The organism is Streptomyces sp. NPDC054047 (assembly GCF_055585065.1).
Genome location: NZ_JBVJKV010000011.1, coordinates 172,287 through 198,336 on the forward strand (window position 1 = coordinate 172,287; position 26,050 = coordinate 198,336).

Annotated in this window: 24 protein-coding genes; 17 read left to right on the top strand and 7 right to left on the bottom strand. The window is 70.6% G+C overall.

The annotated features are described in order from the left end of the window. The first annotated feature begins 9 nt into the window (after positions 1 to 9). On the top strand, positions 10 to 693 hold the full coding sequence (locus tag ACZ6ZP_RS33090; protein WP_469409616.1) for a TetR/AcrR family transcriptional regulator C-terminal domain-containing protein: 684 nt from the start codon (positions 10 to 12) through the stop codon (positions 691 to 693). Here ACZ6ZP_RS33090 and ACZ6ZP_RS33095 read toward each other — a convergent pair. From ACZ6ZP_RS33095 to ACZ6ZP_RS33105, 3 genes are read right to left on the bottom strand one after another with little or no spacing between them, the layout of a single operon-like run. Further along, positions 677 to 1,831: an acyltransferase family protein gene (locus tag ACZ6ZP_RS33095; protein WP_351170795.1), complete on the bottom strand. Its 1,155-nt coding sequence runs from the start codon at positions 1,829 to 1,831 to the stop codon at positions 677 to 679. The genes ACZ6ZP_RS33090 and ACZ6ZP_RS33095 overlap by 17 nt on opposite strands. Beyond that, positions 1,828 to 3,177 (bottom strand): polysialyltransferase family glycosyltransferase, encoded by a 1,350-nt coding sequence (locus ACZ6ZP_RS33100; protein ID WP_469409479.1) that lies wholly within the window; start codon positions 3,175 to 3,177, stop codon positions 1,828 to 1,830. The genes ACZ6ZP_RS33095 and ACZ6ZP_RS33100 overlap by 4 nt, the downstream gene beginning before the upstream one ends. Then, the gene (locus tag ACZ6ZP_RS33105) at positions 3,177 to 4,154 is read right to left on the bottom strand and encodes a glycosyltransferase family 2 protein (protein WP_351170789.1); all 978 of its coding nucleotides are present in this window, start codon (positions 4,152 to 4,154) and stop codon (positions 3,177 to 3,179) included. Before ACZ6ZP_RS33105 ends, ACZ6ZP_RS33100 begins: the two co-directional genes overlap by 1 nt. Before the next feature lie 198 nt (positions 4,155 to 4,352). On the opposite strand from ACZ6ZP_RS33105, the gene ACZ6ZP_RS33110 reads away from it, so the two are divergent. The 13 genes from ACZ6ZP_RS33110 to ACZ6ZP_RS33170 all read left to right on the top strand — a co-directional run bounded on the left by ACZ6ZP_RS33110 (position 4,353) and on the right by ACZ6ZP_RS33170 (position 19,741). Further along, positions 4,353 to 5,678 carry a DUF6716 putative glycosyltransferase gene (locus ACZ6ZP_RS33110; RefSeq protein ID WP_351170786.1) on the top strand — a complete coding sequence of 442 codons (1,326 nt, stop codon included), beginning with the start codon at positions 4,353 to 4,355 and terminating at the stop codon, positions 5,676 to 5,678. 56 nt (positions 5,679 to 5,734) lie between these two features. After that, on the top strand, positions 5,735 to 7,021 hold the full coding sequence (locus tag ACZ6ZP_RS33115) for an N-acylneuraminate cytidylyltransferase (RefSeq protein WP_351170784.1): 1,287 nt from the start codon (positions 5,735 to 5,737) through the stop codon (positions 7,019 to 7,021). A 14-nt stretch (positions 7,022 to 7,035) separates the two neighbouring features. Continuing rightward, positions 7,036 to 7,968, top strand: coding sequence for an N-acetylneuraminate synthase family protein (locus ACZ6ZP_RS33120; RefSeq protein WP_351170782.1), 933 nt, complete (start codon positions 7,036 to 7,038; stop codon positions 7,966 to 7,968). 69 nt (positions 7,969 to 8,037) lie between these two features. Continuing rightward, positions 8,038 to 9,159, top strand: coding sequence for a hypothetical protein (locus tag ACZ6ZP_RS33125; RefSeq protein ID WP_351170780.1), 1,122 nt, complete (start codon positions 8,038 to 8,040; stop codon positions 9,157 to 9,159). Positions 9,160 to 9,318: 159 nt separating this feature from the next. Then, positions 9,319 to 10,581, top strand: coding sequence for a M20 family metallopeptidase (locus ACZ6ZP_RS33130; RefSeq protein ID WP_351170777.1), 1,263 nt, complete (start codon positions 9,319 to 9,321; stop codon positions 10,579 to 10,581). A gap of 175 nt (positions 10,582 to 10,756) precedes the next feature. Beyond that, the gene (locus tag ACZ6ZP_RS33135) at positions 10,757 to 11,863 is read left to right on the top strand and encodes a BMP family lipoprotein (RefSeq protein WP_366462369.1); all 1,107 of its coding nucleotides are present in this window, start codon (positions 10,757 to 10,759) and stop codon (positions 11,861 to 11,863) included. 209 nt (positions 11,864 to 12,072) lie between these two features. Next, positions 12,073 to 13,128 (top strand): BMP family lipoprotein, encoded by a 1,056-nt coding sequence (locus ACZ6ZP_RS33140; protein ID WP_351170771.1) that lies wholly within the window; start codon positions 12,073 to 12,075, stop codon positions 13,126 to 13,128. Between the two features lie 164 nt (positions 13,129 to 13,292). Further along, positions 13,293 to 14,927 (top strand): ABC transporter ATP-binding protein, encoded by a 1,635-nt coding sequence (locus ACZ6ZP_RS33145; protein ID WP_361471986.1) that lies wholly within the window; start codon positions 13,293 to 13,295, stop codon positions 14,925 to 14,927. After that, positions 14,924 to 16,069: an ABC transporter permease gene (locus ACZ6ZP_RS33150; protein ID WP_351170768.1), complete on the top strand. Its 1,146-nt coding sequence runs from the start codon at positions 14,924 to 14,926 to the stop codon at positions 16,067 to 16,069. The genes ACZ6ZP_RS33145 and ACZ6ZP_RS33150 overlap by 4 nt, the downstream gene beginning before the upstream one ends. Continuing rightward, entirely contained in the window at positions 16,066 to 17,328 is a 1,263-nt protein-coding gene (locus tag ACZ6ZP_RS33155; RefSeq protein WP_351170765.1) for an ABC transporter permease, read from the top strand. Before ACZ6ZP_RS33150 ends, ACZ6ZP_RS33155 begins: the two co-directional genes overlap by 4 nt. Continuing rightward, positions 17,325 to 17,714, top strand: coding sequence for a cytidine deaminase (locus tag ACZ6ZP_RS33160; protein WP_361471953.1), 390 nt, complete (start codon positions 17,325 to 17,327; stop codon positions 17,712 to 17,714). The genes ACZ6ZP_RS33155 and ACZ6ZP_RS33160 overlap by 4 nt, the downstream gene beginning before the upstream one ends. A gap of 109 nt (positions 17,715 to 17,823) precedes the next feature. Next, the gene (locus ACZ6ZP_RS33165; protein ID WP_361471956.1) at positions 17,824 to 19,101 is read left to right on the top strand and encodes a thymidine phosphorylase; all 1,278 of its coding nucleotides are present in this window, start codon (positions 17,824 to 17,826) and stop codon (positions 19,099 to 19,101) included. 280 nt (positions 19,102 to 19,381) lie between these two features. After that, positions 19,382 to 19,741 (top strand): STAS domain-containing protein, encoded by a 360-nt coding sequence (locus ACZ6ZP_RS33170; RefSeq protein WP_351170756.1) that lies wholly within the window; start codon positions 19,382 to 19,384, stop codon positions 19,739 to 19,741. On the opposite strand, the gene ACZ6ZP_RS33175 is transcribed toward ACZ6ZP_RS33170, so the two are convergent. Both ACZ6ZP_RS33175 and ACZ6ZP_RS33180 read right to left on the bottom strand, forming a co-directional pair. Then, positions 19,628 to 20,635 (bottom strand): sigma-70 family RNA polymerase sigma factor, encoded by a 1,008-nt coding sequence (locus ACZ6ZP_RS33175; protein ID WP_351170753.1) that lies wholly within the window; start codon positions 20,633 to 20,635, stop codon positions 19,628 to 19,630. The two genes, ACZ6ZP_RS33170 and ACZ6ZP_RS33175, sit on opposite strands and share 114 nt — an antisense overlap. A 118-nt stretch (positions 20,636 to 20,753) precedes the next feature. Further along, entirely contained in the window at positions 20,754 to 22,046 is a 1,293-nt protein-coding gene (locus ACZ6ZP_RS33180) for an MFS transporter (RefSeq protein ID WP_469409489.1), read from the bottom strand. A gap of 62 nt (positions 22,047 to 22,108) precedes the next feature. Between ACZ6ZP_RS33180 and ACZ6ZP_RS33185 the strand changes: the two genes are divergently transcribed. After that, positions 22,109 to 23,107, top strand: coding sequence for a LysR family transcriptional regulator (locus tag ACZ6ZP_RS33185; RefSeq protein ID WP_366462373.1), 999 nt, complete (start codon positions 22,109 to 22,111; stop codon positions 23,105 to 23,107). Positions 23,108 to 23,130: 23 nt separating this feature from the next. On the opposite strand, the gene ACZ6ZP_RS33190 is transcribed toward ACZ6ZP_RS33185, so the two are convergent. Further along, a complete protein-coding gene (locus ACZ6ZP_RS33190) occupies positions 23,131 to 23,895 on the bottom strand; it encodes a prolyl oligopeptidase family serine peptidase (RefSeq protein ID WP_351170744.1) in 765 nt (254 codons plus the stop codon). Positions 23,896 to 24,009: 114 nt separating this feature from the next. Between ACZ6ZP_RS33190 and ACZ6ZP_RS33195 the strand changes: the two genes are divergently transcribed. Together ACZ6ZP_RS33195 and ACZ6ZP_RS33200 are read left to right on the top strand one after the other, a co-directional pair. Next, on the top strand, positions 24,010 to 25,179 hold the full coding sequence (locus tag ACZ6ZP_RS33195) for an adenosine deaminase (protein ID WP_469409494.1): 1,170 nt from the start codon (positions 24,010 to 24,012) through the stop codon (positions 25,177 to 25,179). 142 nt (positions 25,180 to 25,321) lie between these two features. Further along, positions 25,322 to 25,726 carry an ATP-binding protein gene (locus ACZ6ZP_RS33200; protein WP_366462375.1) on the top strand — a complete coding sequence of 135 codons (405 nt, stop codon included), beginning with the start codon at positions 25,322 to 25,324 and terminating at the stop codon, positions 25,724 to 25,726. 92 nt (positions 25,727 to 25,818) lie between these two features. On the opposite strand, the gene ACZ6ZP_RS33205 is transcribed toward ACZ6ZP_RS33200, so the two are convergent. Continuing rightward, entirely contained in the window at positions 25,819 to 26,022 is a 204-nt protein-coding gene (locus tag ACZ6ZP_RS33205) for a PspC domain-containing protein (protein ID WP_344523558.1), read from the bottom strand. Between the last annotated feature and the right edge of the window lie 28 nt (positions 26,023 to 26,050).

Below are 26,050 nucleotides of genomic sequence, written 5' to 3' on the forward strand. Positions count from 1 at the left end.
CGGTGTTAAATTGTCAAGGTGGCTACGACACCCCTGGACCGCACCCGCGTCGCGAGCACCGCCCTGAGGCTCCTGAACGAGACGGGCCTCGACGGGCTCTCGCTGCGCGCCATCGCCAAGGAGCTGGACGTCAAGGCGCCCGCTCTGTACTGGCACTTCAAGGACAAGCAGGCGCTGCTCGACGAGATGGCGACGGTCATGCTGCGGCGCATGAACGAGGATTTCGCGGCGGACGAGATGCCGGGCGCCGACTGGTCCCAGACCCTGGCCGCCGCGATGCGGGGCCTGCGGCGGCACCTGCTGATGTACCGCGACGGCGCGAAGGTCTACAGCGGCACGCACTTCACCGACCTGTCGTACGCCGCCCCCATGGAGGCCCACCTGCGCAGACTCACCGACGGGGGCTTCACCCCCGGCGGCGCGGCCCGCGCCTGGTTCACGGTGTACAGCTACACGATCGGCTACGTGATCGAGGAGCAGTCCATGGGCCCCGACCCCGTCAAGGAGGAGGGCGGCTACGACCTGGCGGCCCGCGCGGAGCGCCTTTCCGCGTTTCCGCTCGCGGCGGCCGCGGGCGACGAGATGTTCCGTGACTTCGACGCGGGGTTCGAGAAGGGCCTCGCCGCGGTGGTCGCCGGGATCGGGGCGACGATGACGGTCACTTCCGGGCCGACGGTCACTTTCGGGTCATGAGCCCGTTCCGGATCAGCGGCGTGAGCCGCTCCTCCACGAAACGGTTCAGCAGCCACGCGAGCAGCAGCATCGCCGCGACGGTCAGGCCGAAGGTCGCGTACGACGGGAGGCCGAGGCCCCGGTGCAGCGCGCCCACCGTCACCCAGCCCAGGTGCTCGTGCACCAGGTAGAACGGGTACGTCAGGGCTCCCGCCACCGTCAGCCACTGCCAGTCGACCCGGTGCAGGGCGCCGAGCGCGATCAGGAGCACCGCGGCGAAGCCCGCCGTCACGACCGCGATGATGCCGAAGGACGTGCGGTAGGAGAAGAAGTCCGGGTTCGGGGCGTGCCACAGGCGATCGACCGCGTAGTGCTGGCCGATCAGCCAGCTCACGCCCACGATGCCCCAGGCCGTGAGGTCCTTGCGGTCGCGGTGGACGAGGTAGATGCCGATGCCGCCGATGAAGAAGGGCGCGTACTCGGGCATGAGGACGAGGTCGAGCAGCGGCTCGTTCGCGCCCTCCGCGACGACCGCGGCCAGGGTCCACACCGCGCAGAACAGGATCACGCGGGCCCGGTTCGCGCCCGGCAGGACGACGCAGAGGGCGAACAGCGCGTAGAAGCGCAGCTCGGCCCAGAGCGTCCAGCAGACCCCGAGCACCCGGTCCACGCCCAGCGGCTGCTGGAGCATGGTCAGGTTCACCAGGGCGTCGCTCGGTGAGACCGCCTCGTACGCCACCACGGGCAGCGCGAACACCGCCGTCACCAGGATGATCGCGGCCCAGTACGAGGGGAAGAGACGCGAGGCGCGGGACGCGAAGAACGCGCGCAGCGGACGGCCCCAGCCGCTCATGCAGATCACGAAGCCGCTGATCACGAAGAAGACCTGCACGCCGAGGCAGCCGTACGCGAACCAGCTGTGCGCGGTGGGGAACTGGAGCCGCGGCGAGCTGCCCCACGCCTCGGTGATCTCGCCGTCACGGCCGCCGTAGTGGTAGGCCGCGACCATCAGGGCCGCGATGAGCCGCAGCCCGTCGAGCGCTCTGAGGCGGGGTCGCGCGCGCTTGGCGGCCGGGGCGGCCGGAATCGTGCGCGTGAGGGCGTCGGTGGTGTCCGGCCCCGGCGATGCCTGCGGGAGCGTGGTTCCGGGAGAGGTCATCCGAGTGCGGTCCGCTTGATGGAGCGCTGGACCGAGCGGGCGCGGCGCGCGACCCGGCGTACGGCCGCGTTGCGCGGGATGAACGAGAGCTGCGAGGGCACCGCTCCGGGCAGCGCCAGGGCCGTCAGGCGGCGCCGCTTGAAGTAGCGCCAGGTGTGCGGGGTCAGATGCGTCGAGAGGTACCGCTCGGCCGCCCCGCGCCGGCGCGGGTAGATCTGCGGCTGCATGGCGAAGCCGACGGCGACGAGCAGCTCGCCCAGGTCGGCGGCGGGCATGCCCGGCTGCCGTCCGGTGACCGCGCTCTTGTCGGCGAGGTCGGGGATCAGCGCGTCCACGATGGTGACCGGGACCCGGTTGCTGTTCTGGTAGGGCGCGAGCCGCTCCAGGAGCGTCTCCGTGCCGGTGCGGGCGACCGGCAGGTTGTAGAGCGCGGAGGCCGTGAGCAGCGCGGTCGAGAAGCAGCCGATGACAAGCGCGGGACGCATCCGCTGGTAGAGGACCTCGGCCAGGACCGGCGAGTCGAGGACGGTCAGCTCCACGCCGATCGCCTCCGCCTCCTTCTCCAGCATCCGCGACCAGCGCGCCGGGGCCGTCGGGTGCGGTTTGAACACCACGCGGGTATGGCCGAGTTCGGCGGCGCCGCGCACCATGCGCACGTGCATCTCCTCCTCTTCCTCGGCGGTCAGGATGGAGAGGGCGGAGAGGTACTGGCCCAGGAGCAGGGCGGGTTCGTGCAGGTCCGGCAGGTCGTTCTCGCCGTCGGCCAGGCGGCCGAGCACCTTCACGAACGCCTCGGTCGGCACGATCTCCGGCTCGACGTCGAACTCGGTCAGGAGCAGCGGGGTCAGACCCGGCACCAGGTCCAGGTGGAGGAGGCGGCGCACCCGCGTGCCGACCAGCGGGTCGAGCTTGTTGCGGGTTGGGCCGTAACTCATCAGGCCGTCCGCGTAGACGTCCACGGGCGCGCCCGTGAAGATCTGCGTCAGGGCCAGGGCCGGGTTGACCTGGATCGACTCGACGGCCAGCTCGATGTCGTCGTCACCGAGGTCCCACAGGAGCCGGATGTACCGCTCCCACAGCGGGACGTCGTCCATCCGGGGGGCCCAACCGCCCGGATGGAAAGGGGAGATGGCCTCGTTCCAGGACCGTACGTCGTCGAAGCGGTCCCGCAGGCGCTCGAAGCCCGGCATCTCGTCCACGGCGACCGTCGTCTCCGGCGTCGCCGCGTTGTTGCTGATGAGCAGCAGCCGCCGGTCGGCCGGGCCGAAGCCGTCGGCGTCGATCGCGGCGGCCAGCGTCGCGGTGCCGTACAGCGTGGACGCCAGGAAGATCTGCGTCGTCGCCATTACGCGGCCACCTCCGCCGACACCGGGCGCCGGCGCAGCCGGCGAAGACGGGTCGCCCGCTGTATGTCCATGGAGTCGAGGGCGTCGTCGAGAACGCCCTGCGGCATCCGCTTCAGGGCGGCCGCACTCAGTGACTTCAATTTCCGCGCCACTTGTGGCTCGAACCTTTCGATGGATCCCAGATGGTGGGAAATGATCGCGCAGTAAGTACGGACGGCCTTCGGCAGGAGTTTGTCCGCGTCGCGGTCCTCTGCCGTTTCCCGGACCACCTGGTCGAATGCCCGGATGAAATCGAGCTGGCGTACGTCACCGATCTGCGTCAGTGACGACGCGACCCCGCGCCGGTAGAAGACGCCGAGCAGCCCCACCGCGGCGAAGGATTCCGCCTCGCGGTGCAGCCGCCAGATCCACGGCCGGTCCTCCGCGGTGCGCAGACCGTCCGTGAAGTGGAGCAGGCCCTGGTCGGCCAGGCGCCGGTGGTAGATGCCCGCCCAGGCGTAGGCGTAGTCGACGGACGTCGACCGGTCGGCGGGCAGGATGACGTCCCGCGGCGGCATGACGACGCCGCGCCTGCCGTGCGGGACCCGGTGGACGGAGCGGGCCCGAGCGGTGCACTGCACATGGTCGGTCCGCACGAAGTCGCAGCCCAACTGCTCGATGGCGGCGACGAGTTGCGCGTAGTAACCGGGAGCGAGCCAGTCGTCACCGTCCAGGAAGGTGAGGTACTCGCCGCGCGCCGCGTCAAGGCCCGTGTTGCGGGCGGTCGCCAGACCGCCGTTCGTCTCATGTCTGAGATGGACGGCGCCGGGCAGCTCGCGCGCGGCACGCTCCAGGATTTCTGGAGTCTCATCCTTCGAACAGTCGTCGACGAGAATGAATTCGAAGTCTTCGCGTGCGTTCGCTCGCAGACTCCTCAAGGTGTCGGGCGCGTATTGCTGCACGTTGTAGAACGGCACGATGACGGAGAGCTTAACCACGTGGGTGACGTTAGGTGTCGGCCCGGCATTCGTCTTGGCCGAAGGTGAGATGTCAGGTGAACGACGCATGGCGGAATGGTTAACCGGCCTGCTTACCGGCGGTTTCCCGGGCTGATTCGCCATTCGTCGGCGTGCTGTTAACCGTTTGTTGCACCTGAGTTGGGCCGCCAATCTCAATGCCTTCCTAGCGTCCTTCCTGTGCCAGTAAGCAACAGCGGGACGACACGGATCACCGTGCTCGCCGACTCCGACACCCGGTGGAAATGGGGTGCGCTCACCGCGAGCCGCCTCGCGGGTGAGGGAGCGGACACACGCCTCGACGGACGCCTCCTCCGCGGCCGGGCCACGCCCACCGTCCGTCAGCTCGAAGAGGTCGGGGTGCGCGCGGACTCGCTCCGCGAGGTCACCGCCGTCGAGTTCCTGCGCGAGGTGGAGCGCGAAGCGCCCGACGTCATCGTGCTCGCCCTCGTGGGCGGCGCGGTCCAGGCGGTCCTGCACGGTCTCGCCCGCGTGGCGGAGAAAGCCGCCGGCGAGAAGCGGCCCGTCGTCGTCACCGGCTATGTCGGCGTCGTCTACGAGAAGCTCGCCGACGGCCTGCTGCTCCGGCACGGCGCGGACGTCGTCCTCGCCAACTCCCGTCAGGACGCGGAGCGTTTCCGTGCCGTGTACGAAGGAGTGGGCGCCGACGCGTCGAGTGTCGTGGAGAGCGCGCTGCCCTTCCTCGGCGGCGCCGCTTATCTCGAAAAGGACCAGAAGCGCGACCCCTACACGGTCGTCTTCGCCGCGCAGCCCTCTGTCCCGGACAGCCGCGCACACCGGACGTACCTGCTCAGCCGCATGGTCAAGCACGCACGGCTGCACCCGGACCGCGAGGTCCTGCTCAAGCTGCGCAGCAAGCCCGGCGAACACACCACGCACATCGAGGAACTGCCCTACCAGAAGCTCGCCAAGGGCGAGGACCTGCCGCCCAACTGCCGTCTCGTGTACGGGAACATGGGCGAGGTCCTGGACCGCACCGACCTGCTCGTCACGGTCAGCTCCACCGCCGCGCTCGAATCCCTGCACCGCCGCATCCCCACCGCGGTCCTCACCGACCTCGGGGTGCGCGAGGCGCTCGGCAACCACCACTTCATCGGCTCCGGATGCCTGGCGTCCTGGGACGAGATCGACGCGGGGTACAGCCCCGAGGCCGCTCCGGAGTGGGTCGCACGGCAGGGCGTCGCCCCCGACGGGACGTACGCGACGGCGTTCGACGCGGCACGTGAGCGCGTCGCGAGCCTCCTCGCGCGGCCCGCGCTGCCCGCGATCGCCCCGTACTACAGCCTCACCACCGCCCCCGGATACCTCCCCGGCATCCTGGCCCGCCACCACCTGGGCCCGGACGGCTCCCCGCTGCCCGGCGCGCCCGCGGCGGACCGCGGGCCAGGGCCGGTGCGCCAGGCCGTCCGCAGCGCGGCGCGCGGCGCCTACCGGCACGGGGTGCAGCGCGTGGCCCCCGTCATCCGGCGGATGGGCGAGCTGTGATCCCGCCCCGAGGCATCCCCCCGCAAGGCCCCCTTCCTGGCCCTCAAGGAGCCCCCATGTCCCACCCCCACCCAGCGGGAACCCAGGCCCACCGCGTCCTCGCCGTCATCCCGGCCCGCGGCGGCTCCAAGGGCGTGCCCGCCAAGAACCTCGCCCCGGTCGGCGGTGTGCCCCTGGTGGCGCGCGCCATCCGCGAGTGCCTGGCCGCGCGGCTCGTCACGGACGTCGTCGTCTCCACGGACGACCACGTGATCGCCGAGGCCGCGCGCTCGGCCGGCGCCGAGGTGGTCCTGCGGCCCGCGGCGATCGCGGGGGACACCGCGACCAGCGAGGCGGCGGTGCTGCACGCGATGGACGCGCACGAGTCGCTGCACGGCAGCACCGTGGACGTCGTCCTGCTCGTGCAGTGCACCAGCCCCTTCATCGTCCGCGAGGACGTGGACGGCGTGGTCGGCTCGATCCTGGACGGCGGCGCGGACACGGCACTGACCGTGGCGCCCTTCCACGGCTTCGTGTGGCGCGACGCCGACGACGAGCCCGCCGCCCTCGACGCGCGGCGCACCGGCGAGGTGGGCGGCACCACGAAGGTCGCCAACTCGACCGCCACCGACGGCGGTTACGGCGTCAACCACGACAAGTCCTTCCGCCCGCGCCGCCAGGACCGCCCCCAGGACCTCCTGGAGACCGGCGCGGTCTACGCGATGGAGGTCTCCGGCTTCCGCGAGCACAAGCACCGCTTCTTCGGGCGCACCGAGCTCGTACGGACCGACCCCGCGCGCGTCCTGGAGGTCGACGATCCGCACGACCTCGCCCGCGCCCGCGCGCTCGCCCCGCTCTTCGACGGCGGCCGGGCCGACGCCCTTCCGACCCGCGACGACATCGACGCGGTCGTACTCGACTTCGACGGCACCCAGACCGACGACAGGGTGCTGATCGACTCCGAAGGACGGGAGTTCGTCTCCGTGCACCGCGGGGACGGCCTCGGCATCGCGGCCCTGCGTGACTCGGGCCTCCCGCTGCTGATCCTGTCCACGGAACAGAACCCGGTCGTCGCCGCCAGGGCCAGGAAGCTCAAGATCCCGGTCCTGCACGGCATCGACCGCAAGGACCTCGCACTCAAGCAGTGGTGCGAGGAGCAGGGCATCGCTCCCGAGCGCGTGCTCTACGTCGGCAACGACGTCAATGACCTCCCCTGCTTCGGCCTCGTCGGCTGGCCAGTGGCGGTCGCGAGCGCCCACGACGTCGTACGCGGCGCCGCACGCGCGGTCACCGCTCTCCCCGGTGGTGACGGCGCGATCCGAGAGATCGCCGCATGGATCCTCGGCCCCTCCCTCAACAAGTAAGGAAAGTTCCTGCCATGAGCTCCAACTCCCGTCTGCGCACCTTCGGTTCGAAGACCGCCGGTCCCGGTCAGCCCGTCTACATCACCGGTGAGATCGGCATCAACCACAACGGCGACCTCGAGAACGCCCTCGCGCTGATCGACGCGGCCGCCGACGCCGGCTGCGACGCGGTCAAGTTCCAGAAGCGCACCCCGGAGATCTGCACCCCGCGCGACCAGTGGGACATCGAGCGCGACACCCCCTGGGGCCGGATGACGTACATCGACTACCGCCACCGCGTGGAGTTCGGCGAGTCCGAGTACCAGGCCATCGGCGAGCACTGCAAGAAGCGCGGCATCGACTGGTTCGCCTCCCCGTGGGACACCGAGGCCGTCGCCTTCCTGGAGAAGTTCGACGTCCCGGCCCACAAGGTCGCCTCCGCCTCGCTGACGGACGACGAGCTGCTGCGCGCCCTGCGTGCCACGGGCCGCACGGTCATCCTCTCGACCGGCATGTCGACCCCGAAGCAGATCCGCCACGCGGTCGAGGTCCTCGGCTCGGACAACATCCTGATGTGCCACGCCACGTCGACGTACCCGGCGCAGGCCGAGGAGCTCAACCTCCGCGTCATCAACACCCTGCAGGCCGAGTACCCGAACGTCCCGATCGGCTACTCCGGTCACGAGACGGGCCTGCAGACCACGCTCGCCGCGGTCGCCCTCGGCGCCACCTTCGTGGAGCGCCACATCACCCTGGACCGCGCCATGTGGGGCTCGGACCAGGCCGCCTCGGTCGAGCCGCAGGGCCTGACCCGCCTGGTGCGCGACATCCGCACCATCGAGGCCTCCCTCGGCGACGGCGTCAAGAAGGTCTACGAGTCGGAGCTCGGCCCGATGAAGAAGCTGCGCCGCGTGGCGGGCGTCGTCGCCGAGGCCGACGCGGCCGAGCGCGAGCCGGTCTCGGTCTGAGCGCGCGGGCGCTCTTAACGGGACCTTTCACCGGTACCGCCGACAAGGACAGGACACGGTCATACGACGATGAGCCCCCGACCCGGGCCGACGGCCCCCACCGCTGCGGCGCCCACCACCCTGGCGTTCGTGGAGAGCCCCGTACAGCTCCTCAACGTCCTTGAGTGGGCGCATACGGCCGGGGCCACGGGCCCGGCCGGGGGTCTCACCGTCGTCGTCCTCTCCCCGAACGACCCCATGACCCGCGGCCAGCTGCGCCGCATGGCCCAGCTGGCCCGGGACGAGGGCCTGAACGTCCGCTGGGAGGAGGCGCGCGGCGGCGGGGCCGCCCCCTTCCAGACGATCGGCGGCCTGACGGGCTCCCTGCGCGCGGCGGACCGGATCGTCATCGGCGATCCGTTCTCGCGCTACGTACAGCTGCTCCTGACGATCACGCGGGCCCGCTCGCTGGTGGTCGTGGACGACGGCACGGCCACGATGGAGTTCGTGGCCCAACTGGCCGCCGGCGAGCGCCTGGTGCGCTGGCACCGGCGCGGCGGGCGGCCCGGCGCGCGCGACATCGCCTTCGCCCCGATCTCGGCCGCCGCCCGGCGCCGGCTGACGCCCGGCGGCAAGCGCACGGTGGAGGTCTTCTCCTCCATGCCGATCGACTCGGCACCCGCGGGGGTGCGCATCACGGCGAACACCTTCGCCTGGACACGGGAGCGGTTCGGCCCGCCGCGCGTCTCCAAGGGCGCCGACCTGGTCGGCACCTCGCTGGTGGAGACCGGCGTGGTGGACCCCGACCGTTACGTGGAAGCGGTCCGCGGCCTCGCCCGCGCGCACGGCGCCACGCGCTACTTCGCACACCGGCGCGAGAGCTCCGAGAAGCTCCACCGCCTGGCGGTCGAGACGGGACTTCAGGTGGTCCGCCCCGACCTGCCCCTCGAACTGATCGCACGCCGCGGCCCGATCGGCCGCACGATCCTGAGCTTCCCCTCGACGGTGGTGCACACGCTGCCGCTCGCCCTCGCGGGCACCGAGGTCCGGGTCGCGGTGTGCGACATCGACCCGGCCTGGCTGACGGAGAACGCGTCGCCGCGGGCCCAGGGCTTCCTGTCGGGCGTCACGGGCACGGCGCGCGACGTGCATCGCCTGGCTTCGGTGGCCTCGGCGCCGACGGCGCGTCGGGGGGCCGCGGCCCCGGCGTGACCAGCGTCTTTCCCCCTGAAAAGCGGAAGAGTTTACCCATCTCAACTAGCGGCTATGCGCCACGCGGCCACTTTTTCTTACCCTATCGGGCTGAACTTTTGTTGATCGTGGGTCAGTTGGCCCGCCCCTCGCCCTACCCTTCAGAGGGTGAACCAACTGATGTCACGAGAGTCCGAGCGAGGGTCCGAGGCCGATCTGCCCGGAGAAGCAGCGGGGGACGCTCCCGGGGAAGCAGTACTCCCCGGTGCGCTCCCGGACGCCTTGCGCACCGAACTCGTCGCCTTCCGGCGCGACTTGCACATGCACCCCGAGCTCGGGAACCAGGAGTTCCGCACGACCGCGGCGCTCAAGGCCCGGCTGGAGCGCGCGGGCCTCAAGCCCCGCGTACTCGACATCGGCACGGGGCTCGTCTGTGACATCGGCACCGAACAGTGGGACGGCGTGCGCCCCATGCTCGCGCTGCGCGCCGACATCGACGCGCTGCCCATCCCGGACACCAAGCTCGGCGTCGCGTACCGCTCCACCGTGCCCGACCGCGCCCACGCCTGCGGGCACGACGTGCACACCACCGTGGTGCTCGGGGCCGGTCTCGTGCTGGCCGACCTCGCCGACCAGGGCCAACTCCCGCAGCCCGTACGGCTGATCTTCCAGCCCGCCGAGGAGGTGCTGCCCGGCGGCGCGCCCGACGCCATCGAGTCGGGCGTCCTGGAGGGCGTCGGCCGCATCATCGGCGTGCACTGCGACCCCCGCGTCGACGCGGGCAAGATCGGCCTGCGGCACGGCGCGATCACCTCCGCCTGCGACCGCCTGGAGGTCTCGCTCGACGGCGCCGGCGGCCACACCGCGCGCCCCCACCTCACCACCGACCTCGTCACGGCCGCGGCCAAGGTCGTCACCGAGGTCCCCGCCCTGGTCGCGCGCCGTATCGACGCCCGCTCGGGGCTCGCGGTGACGTGGGGCCGCATCGAGTCCGGGCACGCCTGCAACGTCATCCCGCAGCACGCCGAACTCTCCGGCACCGTCCGCTGCCTGGACCTCACCGCCTGGCGGAAGGCGCCCGACCTGGTGATCGGCGCGATCCAGGAGATCGCCGACCTCTACCGCGCCAAGTCCGAGGTGAACTACATCCGCGGGGTGCCGCCCGTCGTGAACGACCCGGACGTGACGGATCTGCTGCGGGAGTCCATGGAGCTGCGGCGCGGGCCGCACTCGGTGGAGGACACCGAACAGAGCCTGGGTGGCGAGGACTTCTCCTGGTACCTGGAGCACATGCCCGGAGCGATGGCCCGCCTCGGCGTCCGTCCGCCAGGCGAGCGCACCGTCCGCGATCTGCACCAGGGCGACTTCGACGCGGACGAGTCGGCGATCACGGTGGGCGTCGAGCTCTTCACCGCGGCGGCGCTGCTGGACGGCGCCCGGTAGGTAACCACCGCTATTGGCCGGTTACGGCGGACCCGTTCACCCGGACGTAACCGGCCCTCGGCACGAATAGGTAACGGCAGTGCGAAACCCCGTTCCCCTCGCTTTCTACGCGCGTTACTGTGCGCCGAAATCAGGCCCTTCAAGGGTGCTTTGGGGAACGTAAGGGGTGCGTCCTATGCGTCTTCGTCGAGGATCTCGTGGAACCCGAGGATCGAAGCTCTCCCAAGTGGCCGTAGTGGTGGCGTCCCTCGCCCTCGCGGCCTCAGCGTGCGGCAAGACCAGCAGCGAGGCCTCGCAGGAGGACGACAAGGACGACAAGTCCGGCTCGTCCTCGAAGTACGACGCCAAGGGCGTCGGCCTCGCGTACGACATCGGAGGCCAGGGCGACCAGTCGTTCAACGACGCCGCGTACGCCGGATACGCCAAGGCCCGCAAGGACTTCAAGATCGGCGGCGTGGACATGGAGCCCGGCGACGGCGAGTCCAGCGCCGACAAGGTGCAGCGCATCGAGCAGCTCGCCAAGCAGGGCTACGACCCGGTGATAGGCGTCGGCTACATCTACGCCCCCGCGATCAAGGAGGCGGCCGAGAAGTTCCCGAAGACCACCTTCGGGATCATCGACGACAACACCGTCAAGGCCGACAACGTCGCCGACCTCGTGTTCCACGAGGAGCAGGGGTCCTACCTGGCGGGCGTCGCCGCCGCGAAGGCGACCAAGGCCGACCACGTCGGTTTCATCGGCGGCGTCGACATCAACCTCATCCACAAGTTCGAGGCCGGCTTCGTGCAGGGCGTGAAGTCCGTCGACCCCAAGATCAAGATCGAGAAGCGGTATCTGACCGAGAAGCCCGAGGACGGCGGCTTCTCCAGCCCCGACAAGGGGCAGAACGCGGCGAGCGGCCAGATCGAGTCGGGCGCCGACGTGCTCTACCACGCGGCCGGGCTCTCCGGGCAGGGCGTGATCCAGGAGGCCGGCTCCCAGAAGGTGTGGGCGATCGGGGTCGACTCCGACCAGTACAAGCAGAAGGCCCTGGCCAAGTACAAGGACTACATCCTCGGCTCGGCCCTCAAGGACGTCGGCGGCGCGGTCTACGACCTGACGAAGTCGGTCGTCGAAGGCAAGCCGATCACGGGCGAGCAGCGCTACGACCTGAAGTCGGGCCGCGTCGGGTTCGCCGACTCGAATCCGAAGTACACGGCCATGAAGGACGTGGTCGCCGCCGTGGAGAAGGCCGAGAAGGACATCGTCGACGGCAAGGTCACGGTGAAGACCACGCCGTAGCCGGTCCTGTGGCAGGTGGGGCGCCCCGTGCGGTGAGGGGCGCCCCACACTGCGTACATGCTCCCGCAACCTCGCGGCCACAGCTCGATAACGGACGGGACAGAAGGGTTCTTATGTCAGGTCTACGCGCGTTACGCTGCGGCGAAATCAGCGCCAGGTGAGGCGCTCGTACGTGCTTGTGCTTGCTTGTACATAAGGAGTTCCTCTCTATGCGCCGGGTTTCGCGAATTGCCGCAGCGGGTGTAGCCACCGCCGCACTCGCCGTCTCCGCCACCGCTTGCGGCGGCACGTCCAGCGACGCCGCCGGTTCCAAGGGCGACGGCAAGAACAAGGGCGTCGCCATCGCGTACGACGTCGGCGGCAAGGGCGACCAGTCCTTCAACGACGCCGCGACCGCCGGCATGGACAAGGCCGCCAAGGACCTGAAGGTCGGCAAGAAGGCCGTCGAGCCGACGGACGGCGAGTCCGACGCCGACAAGGCGCAGCGCCTCACCGAGCTCGCCAAGCAGGGCTACAACCCGGTGATCGGCATCGGCTACGCCTACGCGCCCGCCGTCAAGGAGGTCGCCGCGAAGTTCCCGAAGGTCACCTTCGGCATCGTCGACGACGCCACCATCGACGCGGACAACGTCTCCGACCTGGTCTTCAACGAGGAGCAGTCCTCGTACCTGGCGGGCGTCGCCGCGGCCAAGGCCACCAAGACCAAGACCGTCGGCTTCATCGGCGGCGTGAACAACAACCTGATCCGCAAGTTCGAGGCCGGCTACGTCCAGGGCGTCAAGTCCGTCGACCCGAAGATCAAGATCAAGCGACAGATGCTCACCGAGAAGGCCGAGGACGGCGGCTTCTCCAGCCCGGACAAGGGCAAGGAGGGCGCCAGCGGCCAGATCGAGGATGGCGCCGACGTGGTGTACCACGCGGCCGGCCTCTCGGGTCAGGGCGTCATCGAAGCCGCCGCCGCCGAGAAGGTGTGGGCGATCGGCGTCGACTCCGACCAGTACAAGCAGAAGGCCCTGGACAAGTACAAGAAGTACATCCTCACCTCGGCGACCAAGGACGTCGCCGGAGCGGTGTACAACCTGACCAAGTCGGTCCAGGATGACAACGCCAAGGGCGGCGTGGTCCGTGCGGACCTGAAGTCCGGCGGTGTCGCGCTCGCCGACTCGAACCCCGAGTTCAAGAAGATGAAGGACCTGCAGGCCGCCGTGAAGAAGGCCGAGCAGGACATCATCAGCGGCAAGATCAAGGTCAAGATCACGCTGTAACGGGACTGCGCCTTAACGGCGAAGTCACGGCCGCGGAACGGGGTGTGGGGGACGATGGTTCTCCCGCGCCCCGTTCGCGCGGCCCACTGCTCAACTCCCGTCGAACCAGGGGCGCTACGCGCGTAGGTGGCCCCTTTCCTGAGGATTCCCGAGGAGAGTGCGCCATCGACGCGTCCACCAGCCCTCCGCCCACCGCCAAGGTCTCGGCCGCCCCGGGTGGCACCGCCGTTGAACTCACCGGCATCACCAAGCGATTCCCGGGCGTCGTGGCCAACCACGACATCCGCCTGACCGTCCGCAAGGGCACCGTGCACGCCCTCGTCGGCGAGAACGGCGCGGGCAAGTCGACCCTGATGAAGATCCTCTACGGCATGCAGAAGCCGGACGAGGGCACCATCGCGGTCGACGGCACCCAGGTGACCTTCGCCAGCCCCGCCGACGCCATCGCGCGCGGCATCGGCATGGTCCACCAGCACTTCATGCTCGCCGACCAGCTCACGGTCCTGGAGAACATCGTTCTCGGCAGCGAGAAGCTGCACGGCATCGGCGCCGCGGCCCGCCGCAAGATCGCCGAGATATCCGACCGGTACGGCCTCGGGGTGCGCCCCGACGCGATGGTCGAGGACCTCGGCGTCGCCGACCGCCAGCGCGTGGAGATCCTCAAGGTCCTCTACCGCGGCGCCACCACGCTGATCCTGGACGAGCCGACCGCGGTCCTCGTGCCGCAGGAGGTCGACGCGCTCTTCGACAACCTGCGCGAGCTGAAGTCCGAGGGCCTGTCCGTCATCTTCATCTCCCACAAGCTGGGCGAAGTCCTCTCCGTCGCCGACGACATCACCGTCATCCGGCGCGGCACGACCGTCGGCACGGCGATCCCGTCGGAGACCACCCCGCGCCAGCTCGCCGAGCTGATGGTCGGCAGCGAGCTGCCCACCCCGGAGACGGCCGAGTCGACCGTCACCGAACGGGCGATGATCGAGGTCAAGGAGCTCAAGCTGCTCGCCGACGGCGAGTCGGGCCGCGCCCTCCTCGACGACATCTCCTTCACCATCCACGAGGGCGAGGTCCTTGGCCTCGCGGGCGTCGAGGGCAACGGCCAGACCGAGCTGATCGACGCGCTCATCGGCCTCAAGCACGCCGACTCCGGCGTGATCCGCATGGCGGGCGAGGACATCACCGCCATGGCCACGCGCCACCGCCGCGAGCAGGGCGTCGGCTACATCCCCGAGGACCGCCACCGCCACGGCCTCCTCCTGGAGTCGCCGCTCTGGGAGAACCGCATGCTCGGGCACATCACCGAGAAGCCCAACTCCCGCGGCAAGGGCGGCTTCTGGCTCGACCCCAAGGGCGCGCAGGCCGACACCCGGCGCATCGTCGAGCAGTACGACGTGCGCACCCCCGGCATCGACGTCACGGCGGCCTCCCTCTCCGGCGGCAACCAGCAGAAGCTGATCGTCGGCCGCGAGATGAGCCACAAGCCCCGCTTCCTGATCGCCGCCCACCCCACCCGCGGTGTGGACGTCGGCGCACAGGCCCAGATCTGGGACCAGATCCGCGAGGCCCGCCGCGAAGGACTGGCCGTCCTGCTCATCTCGGCGGACCTGGACGAGCTGATCGGCCTCTCCGACACCCTCCGCGTGATCTACCGCGGGCGGCTCGTCGCCGACGCCGACCCGGCCACCATCACGCCGGAGGAGCTCGGCTCGGCCATGACCGGCGCGGCGTCGGGCCACCTCGAACACGTAGAAGAAGACCCCGAAGAGGGCTCTGCCGGCACTTCAAAGGACGAGGCCCGATGAAGAAGTTCGACAAGGAGCGCGTGCTCCTCGCGGTGGCCGGACCGGTCATCGCCCTTGTCGTGGCCGTGGCGCTGACCTCGGTCGTGCTGCTCGCGTCGGGCAAGAACCCGATCGAGCCGTACACCCTGATGCTGGAGCAGATCAGCTACTCCGACGTCCAGGTCCTGACCATCAACCAGGCCGGGATGTACTACCTGGCCGCGCTCGCGGTGGCCGTCGGCTTCCGCATGAACCTGTTCAACATCGGTGTGGACGGGCAGTACCGCCTCGCCGCGATGACCACCGCCGTCGTCGGCGCGCACGTGGCGCTTCCCGCGCCGCTGCAGATCCCGCTCCTGATGCTGGTCGCCATGCTCACCGGCGCCTTCTGGGCGGGCATCGCGGGCATCCTCAAGACCACCCGCGGGGTCAGCGAGGTCGTCGCGACGATCATGCTCAACGCCATCGCGACGAGCGTCATCGGCTACATGACCCTCACCGACAACTTCGGTGTCCCGGTCGGCAACAACCAGACCACCGGCGAGATGCACGAGTCCGGCTGGTTCCCCGGGATCAGCATGGGCGAGTCCGGCGAGATCTACGGCTTCGTGATCGTCGCCGCGCTCGCCGGTGTCCTGTACTGGCTGGTCCTGGGCCGCACCCGCTTCGGCTTCGACCTGCGCGCCACCGGCGCCTCCACGTCGGCCGCCGCGGCCTCCGGCGTGAACGCCAAGCGCATGGTGCTCAGCGCGATGCTGATCTCCGGCGCGGTCGCCGGCCTCGCGGGCATGCCGATCCTGCTCGGCGACACCCACACCTACAGCCTCAGCTTCCCCGCGGGGCTCGGCTTCACCGGCATCGGCATCGCGCTGCTCGGCCGCAACAACCCGGTCGGCATCGCGTTCGCCGCACTGCTCTGGGCCTTCCTCGACAAGGCGTCGCCCGCTCTCGACTACGCCCAGCCGGTCGCGTACGACAAGGAGATCGCGGTGATCATGCAGGGCCTCATCGTGATCGCGGTCGTCGTCTCCTACGAGGCCGTACGCCGCTGGGGCCTGAGCCGTCAGCAGCGCCGCGTCGGCGAGGAGCTGGCCGCGGCCGCCCGCAACGACAACGGCAACGACGGCAACAACGACACCGTGAAGGAGGTGGCTGCCCGATGAGCACGGCAACCGTGGCCAAGCCCCCGGCCAAGCAGCCCAAGCCGGGCCGCCGCCGCATCTCGCTCCCCGTCCTCCTGCTGATCATCGCGGGCGTCCTCGCCCTCACGTCCGTGGTCCGGCTGATCACCGGCGCGGACGGCATCACCTCCACCGGCCAGATGTCCACCGCGCTGCGGCTCGCCGTGCCGATCGGTCTCGCGGGCCTCGGCGGTCTGTGGGCCGAGCGCGCGGGCGTCGTCAACATCGGCCTGGAGGGCATGCTCATCCTCGGCACCTGGTTCGGCGCGTTCGCCGGATACCAGTGGGGCCCGTGGGTCGGCATCCTGTTCGGCATACTCGGCGGCGCGCTCGGCGGTCTGCTGCACGCGATCGTCACGGTCACCTTCAACGTGAACCACATCGTCTCCGGTGTGGCCCTGAACATCCTCGCGCTCGGCGTCACCCGCTACCTCTCCACCTTCGCCTTCGAGGGCAAGGAGGGCGGTACGTCCAAGCAGTCGCCGCCGGTCGACTCGCTCGGCGAGTTCTCCGTGCCGGGGCTTTCGGACTGGTTGCAGGACCTGAACGAGAAGCACTGGTTCCTCGTCTCGGACCTCGCGGGCCTGCTCGGCGGCCTGTTCACCAACCTCTCGCCGCTCACCGTCATCGCCGTCGCGATGGTGCCGCTGAGCTGGTGGGTCCTGTGGCGCACGTCGTTCGGTCTGCGTCTGCGCTCCTGCGGCGAGAACCCGGTCGCCGCCGAGTCCCTCGGCGTGAACGTCTACAAGTACAAGTACCTGGCAGTGATCATCTCCGGTGGCCTCGCGGGCCTGGGCGGCGCGTTCCTGTCGCTCGTCGCCTCCAACATCTACCTGGAGGGCCAGACCGGCGGGCGCGGCTACATCGGCCTCGCCGCCATGATCTTCGGCAACTGGATGCCGGGCGGACTCGCGCTCGGTGCCGGACTGTTCGGTTACACCGACAGCCTGAAGCTCCGGGGCGGCGGCACGAACGTGCACGCACTGCTCCTGCTGCTCGCGATCCTGCTGGTCATCGGCGCGGCCTACCTCGTATGGCGCAAGCGTTACGTCCCCGCGGCGATCACCGCGGCCGTCTCGGCGCTGATGTTCGCGTGGTACGGCTTGACCGACGAGGTTCCCAACCAGGTCGTCACCGCGACGCCGTACGTCGTCACGCTGCTGGTGCTCTCGCTCTCCGCCCAGCGGCTTCGGATGCCGAAGGCGGACGGACAGCCCTACCGAAAGGGACAAGGAACGTGACCGAGACCGACTGGGACGCGCTGCGGGATGCTGCGCGCGAGGCCATGTCCCGTGCGTACGCGCCCTACTCGGGCTTCCCGGTCGGTGCCGCGGCCCTCGTGGACGACGGCCGCACGGTGTCGGGCTGCAACGTCGAGAACGCGTCGTACGGTCTTGGCCTGTGCGCCGAGTGCGGCCTGGTCTCGCAGCTCCAGCTCACCGGGGGCGGCCGTCTGACGCACTTCACGTGCGTCGACGCCAAGGGCGAGATCCTGATGCCCTGCGGACGCTGCCGCCAGCTGCTCTACGAGTTCGGCGGCCCGACGCTCCTCCTGGAGACGGCCGCGGGCGTCCGGACCCTGGGCGAGATGCTGCCGGACCCGTTCGGCCCGGAGCACCTCAACTGATCGTCGCCCCCTGCCTGTTGCTGTCGCGCGGGCAGGGGGCGACTTCATCTCGCGGCTCTATGCGCGTAGAGTCGCGCTCACCGTTTTAGGCGCAAAGAGGGGTTATGCCATGGACGTCATCTCCGTCATCCGTACGAAGCGGGACCGAGGCGAGCTGAGCGGCGAGCAGATCGACTGGGTCATCGACGCCTACACGCGCGGCGTGGTCGCCGACGAGCAGATGTCGGCGCTCGCCATGGCGATCCTGCTGAACGGCATGAACCGCGGCGAGATCGCCCGCTGGACGGCCGCGATGATCGCGAGCGGCGAGCGCATGGACTTCTCTTCCCTCTCCCGCCCCACGGCCGACAAGCACTCCACGGGCGGCGTCGGCGACAAGATCACGCTGCCGCTCGCCCCGCTGGTCGCCGCGTGCGGCGCCGCGGTCCCGCAGCTGTCGGGCCGGGGTCTTGGCCACACCGGCGGCACGCTGGACAAGCTGGAGTCGATCCCGGGCTGGAAGGCCCTCCTCTCGAACGAGGAGATGCTCTCCGTCCTGGACGGCGTCGGCTCGGTGATCTGCGCGGCGGGCGACGGCCTGGCCCCGGCGGACAAGAAGCTGTACGCGCTGCGGGACGTGACCGGCACGGTGGAGGCCATCCCCCTGATCGCGTCCTCGATCATGTCGAAGAAGATCGCGGAGGGTACGGGCTCGCTGGTCCTGGACGTGAAGGTCGGCACCGGTGCCTTCATGAAGACCCTGGAGGACGCCCGCGAACTGGCCTCCACGATGGTGGGCCTCGGCACGGACCACGGCGTACGCACGGTGGCGCTGCTCACGGACATGTCCACGCCGCTGGGCCTGACGGCGGGCAACGCCCTTGAGGTCCGCGAGTCGGTCGAGGTCCTCGCGGGCGGCGGCCCGGCCGACGTGGTGGAGCTGACCCTGGCCCTGGCGCGGGAGATGCTGGACGCGGCGGGCCTGAAGGACGTGGACCCGGCGAAGGCGCTGGCCGACGGCTCGGCGATGGACGTGTGGCGCCGGATGATCGCGGCCCAGGGCGGCGACCCGGACGCGACGCTCCCGGTGGCCCGCGAGACGCACGTCGTGACGGCGCCGTCGTCGGGCGTCCTGACCCGCCTCGACGCGTACGACGTCGGCGTGGCCGCGTGGCGCCTCGGCGCGGGACGCGCGCGCAAGGAGGACGTGGTGCAGGCGGGCGCGGGCGTCGAGCTGCACGCGAAGCCGGGCGCTCAGGTCCGCGCGGGGGAGCCGCTCATGACCCTGCACACGGACACCCCCGAGCGCTTCGAGTACGCCTTGCAGGCGGTGGCCGGTTCCTTCGACATCGCCCCCGAGGGCACGGAGTTCTCGGCGTCGCCGATCGTGCTGGACCGCATCGCGTAGGGGTGCGGTGGGGGCGGTCCCCTGCGGGGCTATTCCCCAACCCCGCCCCTTCCCGAAAACCCGCTCTGGCGCGGGGGCCTTGGTGGCCGTCATCACCGGCTCCGCCGAGTTCGTCCTCAAACGCCGGACGGGCTAGAACCATCCGGCCCCGGGCCGGAATGGTTCAGCCCCTCCGGCGTTTGAGGAGCGGGGTCTGGGGCGGAGCCCCAGGTAGGTCCGGCCCGCCGCAGGCGAAGTGGACCTACCGATGAGTTCCGGCCCCCCGGCGAGTCATCCCAACGTGAACCCAGAGACGCAGCCACACCTGACCCTGACCGGAACCCTCGACCGAGAGATCACGCAGCGCCTCTGCGAAGAGGCCCGCGCCACGCTGCAGGCGACCGACGCGGACGTCCTCGTGTGTGACGTGGCGGGCCTCGGCCCGCCCGTCCTCGCCGCAGTGGACGCCCTCGCCCGGCTCCAGCTCACCGCCCGCCGCGCCGGTGGCCGGATCCGCCTGCGGAACCCGGCCCCGCACCTGCGCGAGCTACTCGACCTCGTCGGGCTGCCCATGGAGATCGAGATGGGCCGGCAGGCCGAACAGCGGGAACCACCTGGGCGTGTCCAGGAAGCAGTGGAAGCCCGCGATCCGCCCCTCTGAGATCTCGATGACCTGCACCGCCCACGGCGCGAACCCACCCTTCTCGGGGTCGGGCTTGTAGTGGGCGAAGCCCGGCGTGCCGTTGACGTCCACCGGGAACAGCCTGCTGTCGGCGCAGGAGGCGCCGATGGTCGACATGAAGCCCGTGATGTCCGCCGTGCCGCGCAGCCACAGGTCGAACGGGGGCATCGTCATGATGGCGTCTTCGTGCAGCAGCGCCGTCAGCGCCGCCATGTCGTAGCCCTCGAAGGCCGCGACGTATCGCTCGAGCAGCTTCTGCTGCTCCTCGTCCAGCGGGTCGGAGACCGCCGTGTCGTCGGCCGGGCCCTCGGCCAGCGTCGCCCGCGCCCGCTGCAACGCGCTGTTGACGGAGGCCACCGATGTGTCGAGGAGCTCGGCGGCCTCGCTGGCCTTCCACGCGAGGACCTCGCGCAGGATCAGCACCGCCCGCTGCTTGGGCGGCAGTTGCTGGAGGGCGGCGACGAACGCGAGCCGCACCGACTCCTTCGCCACGGCCGCCTCCGCGGGGTCGCTGACGGACGGCAGCATGCGCGCGTCCGGCATCGGCTCCAGCCACACATTGTCCGGGCGCGGCGTGAGCGCGGCCTGGGCCAGCGGCGCCGCCGCGGTCAGGTCCATGGGACGGGCGCGGCGGTTGCCCGCGTTCAGCATGTCCAGGCAGACGTTCGTCGCGATGCGGTACAGCCACGACCTCAGGCTGGAGCGGCCCTCGAACTTGTCGTAGCTCCGCCAGGCGCGGACCATCGTGTCCTGCACCGCGTCCTCGGCCTCGAAGGCCGAGCCCAGCATGCGATAGCAGTACCCGGTCAGTTCGACCCGGTGCTTCTCCAGCGTGACGTCCAGTTCCGACGTCGTCCCTGCGATGTCCGTCATCCCAACCCACCCCTGCGGCTGCCACGAAAGTCCCAGCACTTTGGAAGCTACCGCAGCCCACTGACAACGGCCCCCGGAGTAGGAAAACCCGCAGGCGGGAGTGGTCGTCCGGGACGGCTCAGTGCGCCGCCACGAGCCCCCGGCGCTGCTGGACCCGGGCCGCGTGCGATCCCCAGACGGTGATCGACACGACGCCGAGCACCGCGAGCAGCCCCAGGCCCACCGTCCCGGCCCAGCCCCCGGAGTGGAAGGCGACCGCGCCGAGCGTGCCGCCCGCGCTGGAGCCCAGGTAGTACGCGGACTGGTAGAGCGCCGAAGCCTGTGCCCGCCCCGTGGTGGCCGTACGGCTCACGGAGGAGGAGGCGACCGCGTGGCCCGCGAAGAAGCCCGCGGTGATCAGGACGAGCCCGAGCAGCACCATGACCAGCGAGTCGGAGAGGGAGAGCAGCAGGCCGCCCGCCGTCGTGCTCACCGCCAGGTACAGCGCCCCGCGCCTGCCGAGCCGCGCCACCAGCTTCCCCGCGGCGGCCGACGAGACCGTGCCGACGAGATAGACCAGGAAGATCGAGCCGATGATGCCCTGCGGGAGCGAGAAGGGCGCCTCGGTGAGGCGGTAGCCGATCACCGTGTAGACCGCGCCGAACACCGTCATGAACAGCGCGCCGATCGCGTACAGCCTGCACAGCAGCGGGTTGGCGAGGTGCGAACGGATCGTCCGGCCAAGCGCCTTGGGGTTGAGCGAGCCCGCGGTGAAGTGGCGCGGCGCGGGCAGCAGCGCGCGGAACGCGAGCGCGCACAGGACGGCCACGATGGCCACCACGCCCACGGCCACGCGCCAGCCCCAGGCCTGCGCGACCCAGCCCGTGATGACGCGCCCGCTCATGCCGCCGATGGAATTGCCCGCCACGAACATGCCGATCGCCGCGACAAGCGCCTTGGGCCTGACCTCTTCCGCGAGGAAGGCCATCGCGGACGCCGGGAGCCCGGCGAGCGCCGCGCCCTGGACGGCGCGCAGCGCGATGAGCGCGCCCACGGAGGGCGCGAAGGGGACGAGAAGACCCACGACCACCGCGACCGTCAGCGAGACCGTCATCAGCGTCCGCCGCCCGAAGCGCTCGCTGAGCGCGCTCAGCGGCAGTACGAAGAGGGCGAGCGCACCCGTGGCGGCCGACACCGTCCAGCTCGCCGTGCTCGCGCTGACGCCGAAGTCGGCGGAGACGAGGGGGAGCAGCGCCTGTGTGGAGTACAGCAGGGCGAAGGTGGCGACACCCGCGAGGAAGAGGGCGAAGCTCATCCGGCGGTAGCCGGGCCCGCCGGGATTCAGGCGCGTGTCGGTGGCATCGGTGGGAGGGGACGACGGAGGAAGGGCGACCGCGTGGGTGGCGGACGCCCCGCTACTGGCAGGAGGCATGTGTCGAACGTAGGCACACGTGACTCATCCGTCCAATGCATGGAATGGTCATAATCGTTCCCATGGTGCATGAGCGCAGTTCAGAGCGGCGTCTGTCGCAGAGCAGTTACGTAGGAGACACCGGAGCGTTCGCGTCGCTGCCGGCCGAGCTGACCCCCGGGTCCTGGTCCGCGCTGCTCTCGCCCCGGCTCGCGTACTTCGCGGGGGTGGCGCGGACGGAGCACGTGACGCGGGCCGCGCAGGAGATGCAGGTGCCGCAGTCGACGCTGTCGCGCGCGCTGGTGCGCCTGGAACAGGACCTGGGGGTGGACCTGTTCGCGCGGCACGGCCGGACGGTGTCCCTGACCCCGGCGGGCCGTACGTTCCTCGCCTCCGTCGAGCGGGCGCTCGGCGAGGTGGAGCGGGCCGCGGAGTCCGTGCGGGCGGACGCGGACCCGGCGTCGGGCAAGGTGGCCTTCGGGTTCCTGCACACGATGGGCTCGGAGACCGTGCCCGGCCTGATCCGCGCCTTCCGGGCGGACCACCCGAGGGTCCGCTTCAGCCTCGTGCAGAACTACGGGGAGGCGATGATCGAGCGGCTTCGGGCGGGGGAGCTCGACCTGTGCCTGACCTCGCCCGTGCCCGACGCCCCCGATCTGGTGGCCCGCCGCCTGGACGAGCAGCGGCTGCGTCTCGTGGTGCCGGACGACCACCGGCTGGCCTCACGGAAGCGGGTGCGGCTCGCGGAGGCGGCGGACGAGGCCTTCGTGACGCTCGAGCCCGGCTACGGGCTGCGCCGCATCACGGACGACCTCTGCCAGGAGGCGGGCTTCAAGCCGCGGATCGCGTTCGAGGGGGAGGAGGCGGAGACGCTGCGGGGTCTGGTGGCGGCGGGCCTGGGCGTGGCCCTGCTCCCACCACCGGCCGTTCCCCGCCCGGGAGTCGTGGAGCTGACGGTGACGGGGCAGCGGGCGGTGCGGGAGATCGGCGTGGCCTGGCTGGACGGCCACCCGGACACGCCGCCGGTGGCGGCGTTCAAGAAGTTCCTGCTGGGGCGGCGGGGCCGGTTGCTGCCGGAGTAGCGGCCGTTCCGTGCCGCATCGAATCAGTGCCGCATCGAATCCCCGAACCCCGCGGCCAGCGGCATGCGCAGACCGAGCGGCGGGGGAGCGGCCAACGCGTCCTCCAAGGGGCGGGCGTACGCGTGGCCGAACAGGGAGCCCAGGACGAAGTCCGATGCCAGGGCCTGGACTTCGGACTGGTGCTGCTGCAACCGGTGGCCGTCGGAGTGGACCTCGAACCGGCACACCTCCCGGTTCGCCTTCTTCGCCCGCGCCGCGAGCCGGAACGAAAGCTCGGGATCGGTCCGCTCGTCGTTCGTGCCGTGCACGATCAGGACCCGCCGCCCCACGAGCTGCTTCACCGGCTCGGGGGACGCGGCCACATCGTCCTCGGGCAGCCAAGGGGCCAGCGCCAGAACGGAGTTGACCGCGTCGTGGCCGCTGGCCCGCAGCGCGGCCCGGCCGCCCATGTCCATGCCGACAAGGCAGATGGAGACGTCGCCGTAGAGGCGGACGATCTCGTCCGCCGCCCACTCGGCGTCCCGCGCGAGCTCTGCCTGCGCCCCGTTCCACCCGCGGCAGCGGTAGTGCACGACGTGCGCGGCGAGCCCCTCGCCGCGGCCGTCCTGGGCGAGCTTGCGGCCGAGCGCGCGCACCGCGACCGCGGCGAACGGGGACGGCTTGCGGGCGGAGGTCTCGTGGCCGCCGGGGAGCAGCAGCACCGCGCCACTGACCGCCGAAGGCCGGGTGCCGATCACACGCCCCAGCCTGGCCGCGCGCGCGGAATCGGGCGTCGCTTGCTGTGCCATGACAGAACAGTGTCAGAAGCGATGGTGTACGCCACCCGTCCGCGGGGTCACTGTTACGTATCGACCCATGAGATCCCCCCAGCGATCTACGCGCGTAGGCGCTAGAGTGCCGAGATGACGAGCCAGACCACCACAGCCGGTCAGACGGACCGCGAAACGCCCAGCGCCGAACAGATCCGCCGCGCCCCCAAGGTGCTCCTGCACGACCACCTGGACGGCGGCCTGCGCCCCGGCACCATCGTCGACCTCACCCGTGAGTCGGGGTACGAGGGGCTGCCCGAGACCGACCCCGACAAGCTGGGGATCTGGTTCAGGGAAGCCGCCGACTCCGGTTCGCTGCCGCGCTATCTGGAGACCTTCGCCCACACCTGCGCGGTGATGCAGACGAAGGACGCCCTCAAGCGCGTGGCCGCCGAGTGCGCCGAGGACCTCGCCGAGGACGGCGTCGTCTACGCCGAGATCCGGTACGCCCCCGAGCAGCACCTGGAGCAGGGCCTCACCCTCGAAGAGGTCGTCGAGGCCGTCAACGAAGGCTTCCGGGAGGGCGAGCGGCGCGCGAAGGCGAACGGCCACCGCATCCGCGTGGGCGCGCTGCTCACCGCCATGCGGCACGCCGCCCGCGCCCTGGAGATCGCCGAACTCGCCAACCGCTACCGCGATCTGGGCGTCGTCGGCTTCGACATCGCGGGCGCGGAGGCGGGCTTCCCGCCCACCCGCCACCTCGACGCCTTCGAGTACCTCAAGCGCGAGAACAACCACTTCACGATCCACGCGGGCGAGGCCTTCGGCCTCCCGTCGATCTGGCAGGCCCTCCAGTGGTGCGGCGCGGACCGGCTCGGCCACGGCGTGCGGATCATCGACGACATCCAGGTCGCCGACGACGGCACCGTGAAGCTCGGCCGCCTCGCCAGCTACGTGCGCGACAAGCGCATCCCCCTGGAGATGTGCCCCAGCTCGAACCTGCAGACGGGCGCCGCCAGCTCGTACGCCGAGCACCCCATCGGCCTGCTCCGCAAGCTGCACTTCCGGGCCACGGTGAACACCGACAACCGTCTGATGTCCGGCACCAGCATGAGCCGCGAATTCGAGCACCTGGTCGGCACATTCGGCTACACACTCGACGACATGCAGTGGTTCACAGTCAATGCGATGAAATCAGCGTTCATTCCTTTCGATGAACGCCTGGCCATGATCAATGACGTGATCAAGCCCGGATATGCCGAGCTGAAGTCCGAATGGCTGTTCCGTCAGACCGCCTCCACCAGGGCTTCTGCCGACGTGTAACAGAAATTGACGCAATGCGGACGCGGCCGGGAACATTAATTCCCGGCCGCGTTTTTGCTGTTTCGCTGTTTGCGGACCGCCCCTTCACATGTTTACGGTCGTGGGCCGCTCAAAAGTCCCCCTCATCAAGGACGCATTGAAGATGAAGCAGTCTGCCGCCAAGACCCTCGGTGTCGCCGCTCTCGGCGCCGCCTTCGCAGCCGCCGGCGCGGGTGCCGCCAACGCCGCCCCGGCCCTGCCCGACGCCTCGGGCCTGCTGGGCTCCGCCGCCTCCGCGCTCCCCACGAACCAGGTCGCCGAGAACCTGCCCGCCGGTGGCCCCGAGGCCGTCGCCGCGGGCCAGAGCGCGCTCGGCAGCACCCTGGAGGCCAGCGCGCCGACCGTCGCCGCGCTCGGCGAGGGTGTGAAGGACGCCTCCGACCGCGGCAAGCCCGCCGCGGGCGACCCGGTCTCCGGGCTGCTCGGTGGCCTGCCGCTCGCCGGCGCCCTGCCCACCCAGGGCCTGCCCACGCAGGGTCTGCCCCTCCAGGGCCTGCCGCTCGGCTGATCCTCGCCGGTCTCCGCGTACGCCGATGGGGCGCACCCTTTCGCAAGGGCGCGCCCCATCGGCGTACGCGTGTGGCGGCGGGGGCCGCCGGATCACCAGGCTGCCTGCCGGGCCTTGCCCTCGGTGGGCAACAGGACCCAGAGCGCTATGTAGAGCAGGAACTGCGGTCCGGGAAGAAGGCACGAGAGCACGAAGATCACGCGCATCGTGGTCGCCGATGTGCCGAAGCGCTTGGCGAGGGCGGCACAGACTCCGCCGATCATCCGGCCGTTCGTGGGGCGGGCAAGGGCGGTCATGGTGGCTCCTTCGTGAACCGTCGGCCTG

What these genes read in the sequence shown, in the direction of transcription:
- ACZ6ZP_RS33095 (WP_351170795.1), bottom strand. Translation starts at nt 1,831, where the DNA reads ATGACCTCTCCCGGAACCACGCTCCCGCAGGCATCGCCGGGGCCGGAC.
- ACZ6ZP_RS33100 (WP_469409479.1), bottom strand. Translation starts at nt 3,177, where the DNA reads ATGGCGACGACGCAGATCTTCCTGGCGTCCACGCTGTACGGCACCGCG.
- ACZ6ZP_RS33115 (WP_351170784.1), top strand. Translation starts at nt 5,735, where the DNA reads ATGTCCCACCCCCACCCAGCGGGAACCCAGGCCCACCGCGTCCTCGCC.
- ACZ6ZP_RS33120 (WP_351170782.1), top strand. Translation starts at nt 7,036, where the DNA reads ATGAGCTCCAACTCCCGTCTGCGCACCTTCGGTTCGAAGACCGCCGGT.
- ACZ6ZP_RS33125 (WP_351170780.1), top strand. Translation starts at nt 8,038, where the DNA reads ATGAGCCCCCGACCCGGGCCGACGGCCCCCACCGCTGCGGCGCCCACC.
- ACZ6ZP_RS33130 (WP_351170777.1), top strand. Translation starts at nt 9,319, where the DNA reads ATGTCACGAGAGTCCGAGCGAGGGTCCGAGGCCGATCTGCCCGGAGAA.
- ACZ6ZP_RS33135 (WP_366462369.1), top strand. Translation starts at nt 10,757, where the DNA reads ATGCGTCTTCGTCGAGGATCTCGTGGAACCCGAGGATCGAAGCTCTCC.
- ACZ6ZP_RS33140 (WP_351170771.1), top strand. Translation starts at nt 12,073, where the DNA reads ATGCGCCGGGTTTCGCGAATTGCCGCAGCGGGTGTAGCCACCGCCGCA.
- ACZ6ZP_RS33150 (WP_351170768.1), top strand. Translation starts at nt 14,924, where the DNA reads ATGAAGAAGTTCGACAAGGAGCGCGTGCTCCTCGCGGTGGCCGGACCG.
- ACZ6ZP_RS33155 (WP_351170765.1), top strand. Translation starts at nt 16,066, where the DNA reads ATGAGCACGGCAACCGTGGCCAAGCCCCCGGCCAAGCAGCCCAAGCCG.
- ACZ6ZP_RS33165 (WP_361471956.1), top strand. Translation starts at nt 17,824, where the DNA reads ATGGACGTCATCTCCGTCATCCGTACGAAGCGGGACCGAGGCGAGCTG.
- ACZ6ZP_RS33175 (WP_351170753.1), bottom strand. Translation starts at nt 20,635, where the DNA reads ATGACGGACATCGCAGGGACGACGTCGGAACTGGACGTCACGCTGGAG.
- ACZ6ZP_RS33180 (WP_469409489.1), bottom strand. Translation starts at nt 22,046, where the DNA reads ATGCCTCCTGCCAGTAGCGGGGCGTCCGCCACCCACGCGGTCGCCCTT.
- ACZ6ZP_RS33185 (WP_366462373.1), top strand. Translation starts at nt 22,109, where the DNA reads ATGGTGCATGAGCGCAGTTCAGAGCGGCGTCTGTCGCAGAGCAGTTAC.
- ACZ6ZP_RS33190 (WP_351170744.1), bottom strand. Translation starts at nt 23,895, where the DNA reads ATGGCACAGCAAGCGACGCCCGATTCCGCGCGCGCGGCCAGGCTGGGG.
- ACZ6ZP_RS33195 (WP_469409494.1), top strand. Translation starts at nt 24,010, where the DNA reads ATGACGAGCCAGACCACCACAGCCGGTCAGACGGACCGCGAAACGCCC.
- ACZ6ZP_RS33200 (WP_366462375.1), top strand. Translation starts at nt 25,322, where the DNA reads ATGAAGCAGTCTGCCGCCAAGACCCTCGGTGTCGCCGCTCTCGGCGCC.
- ACZ6ZP_RS33205 (WP_344523558.1), bottom strand. Translation starts at nt 26,022, where the DNA reads ATGACCGCCCTTGCCCGCCCCACGAACGGCCGGATGATCGGCGGAGTC.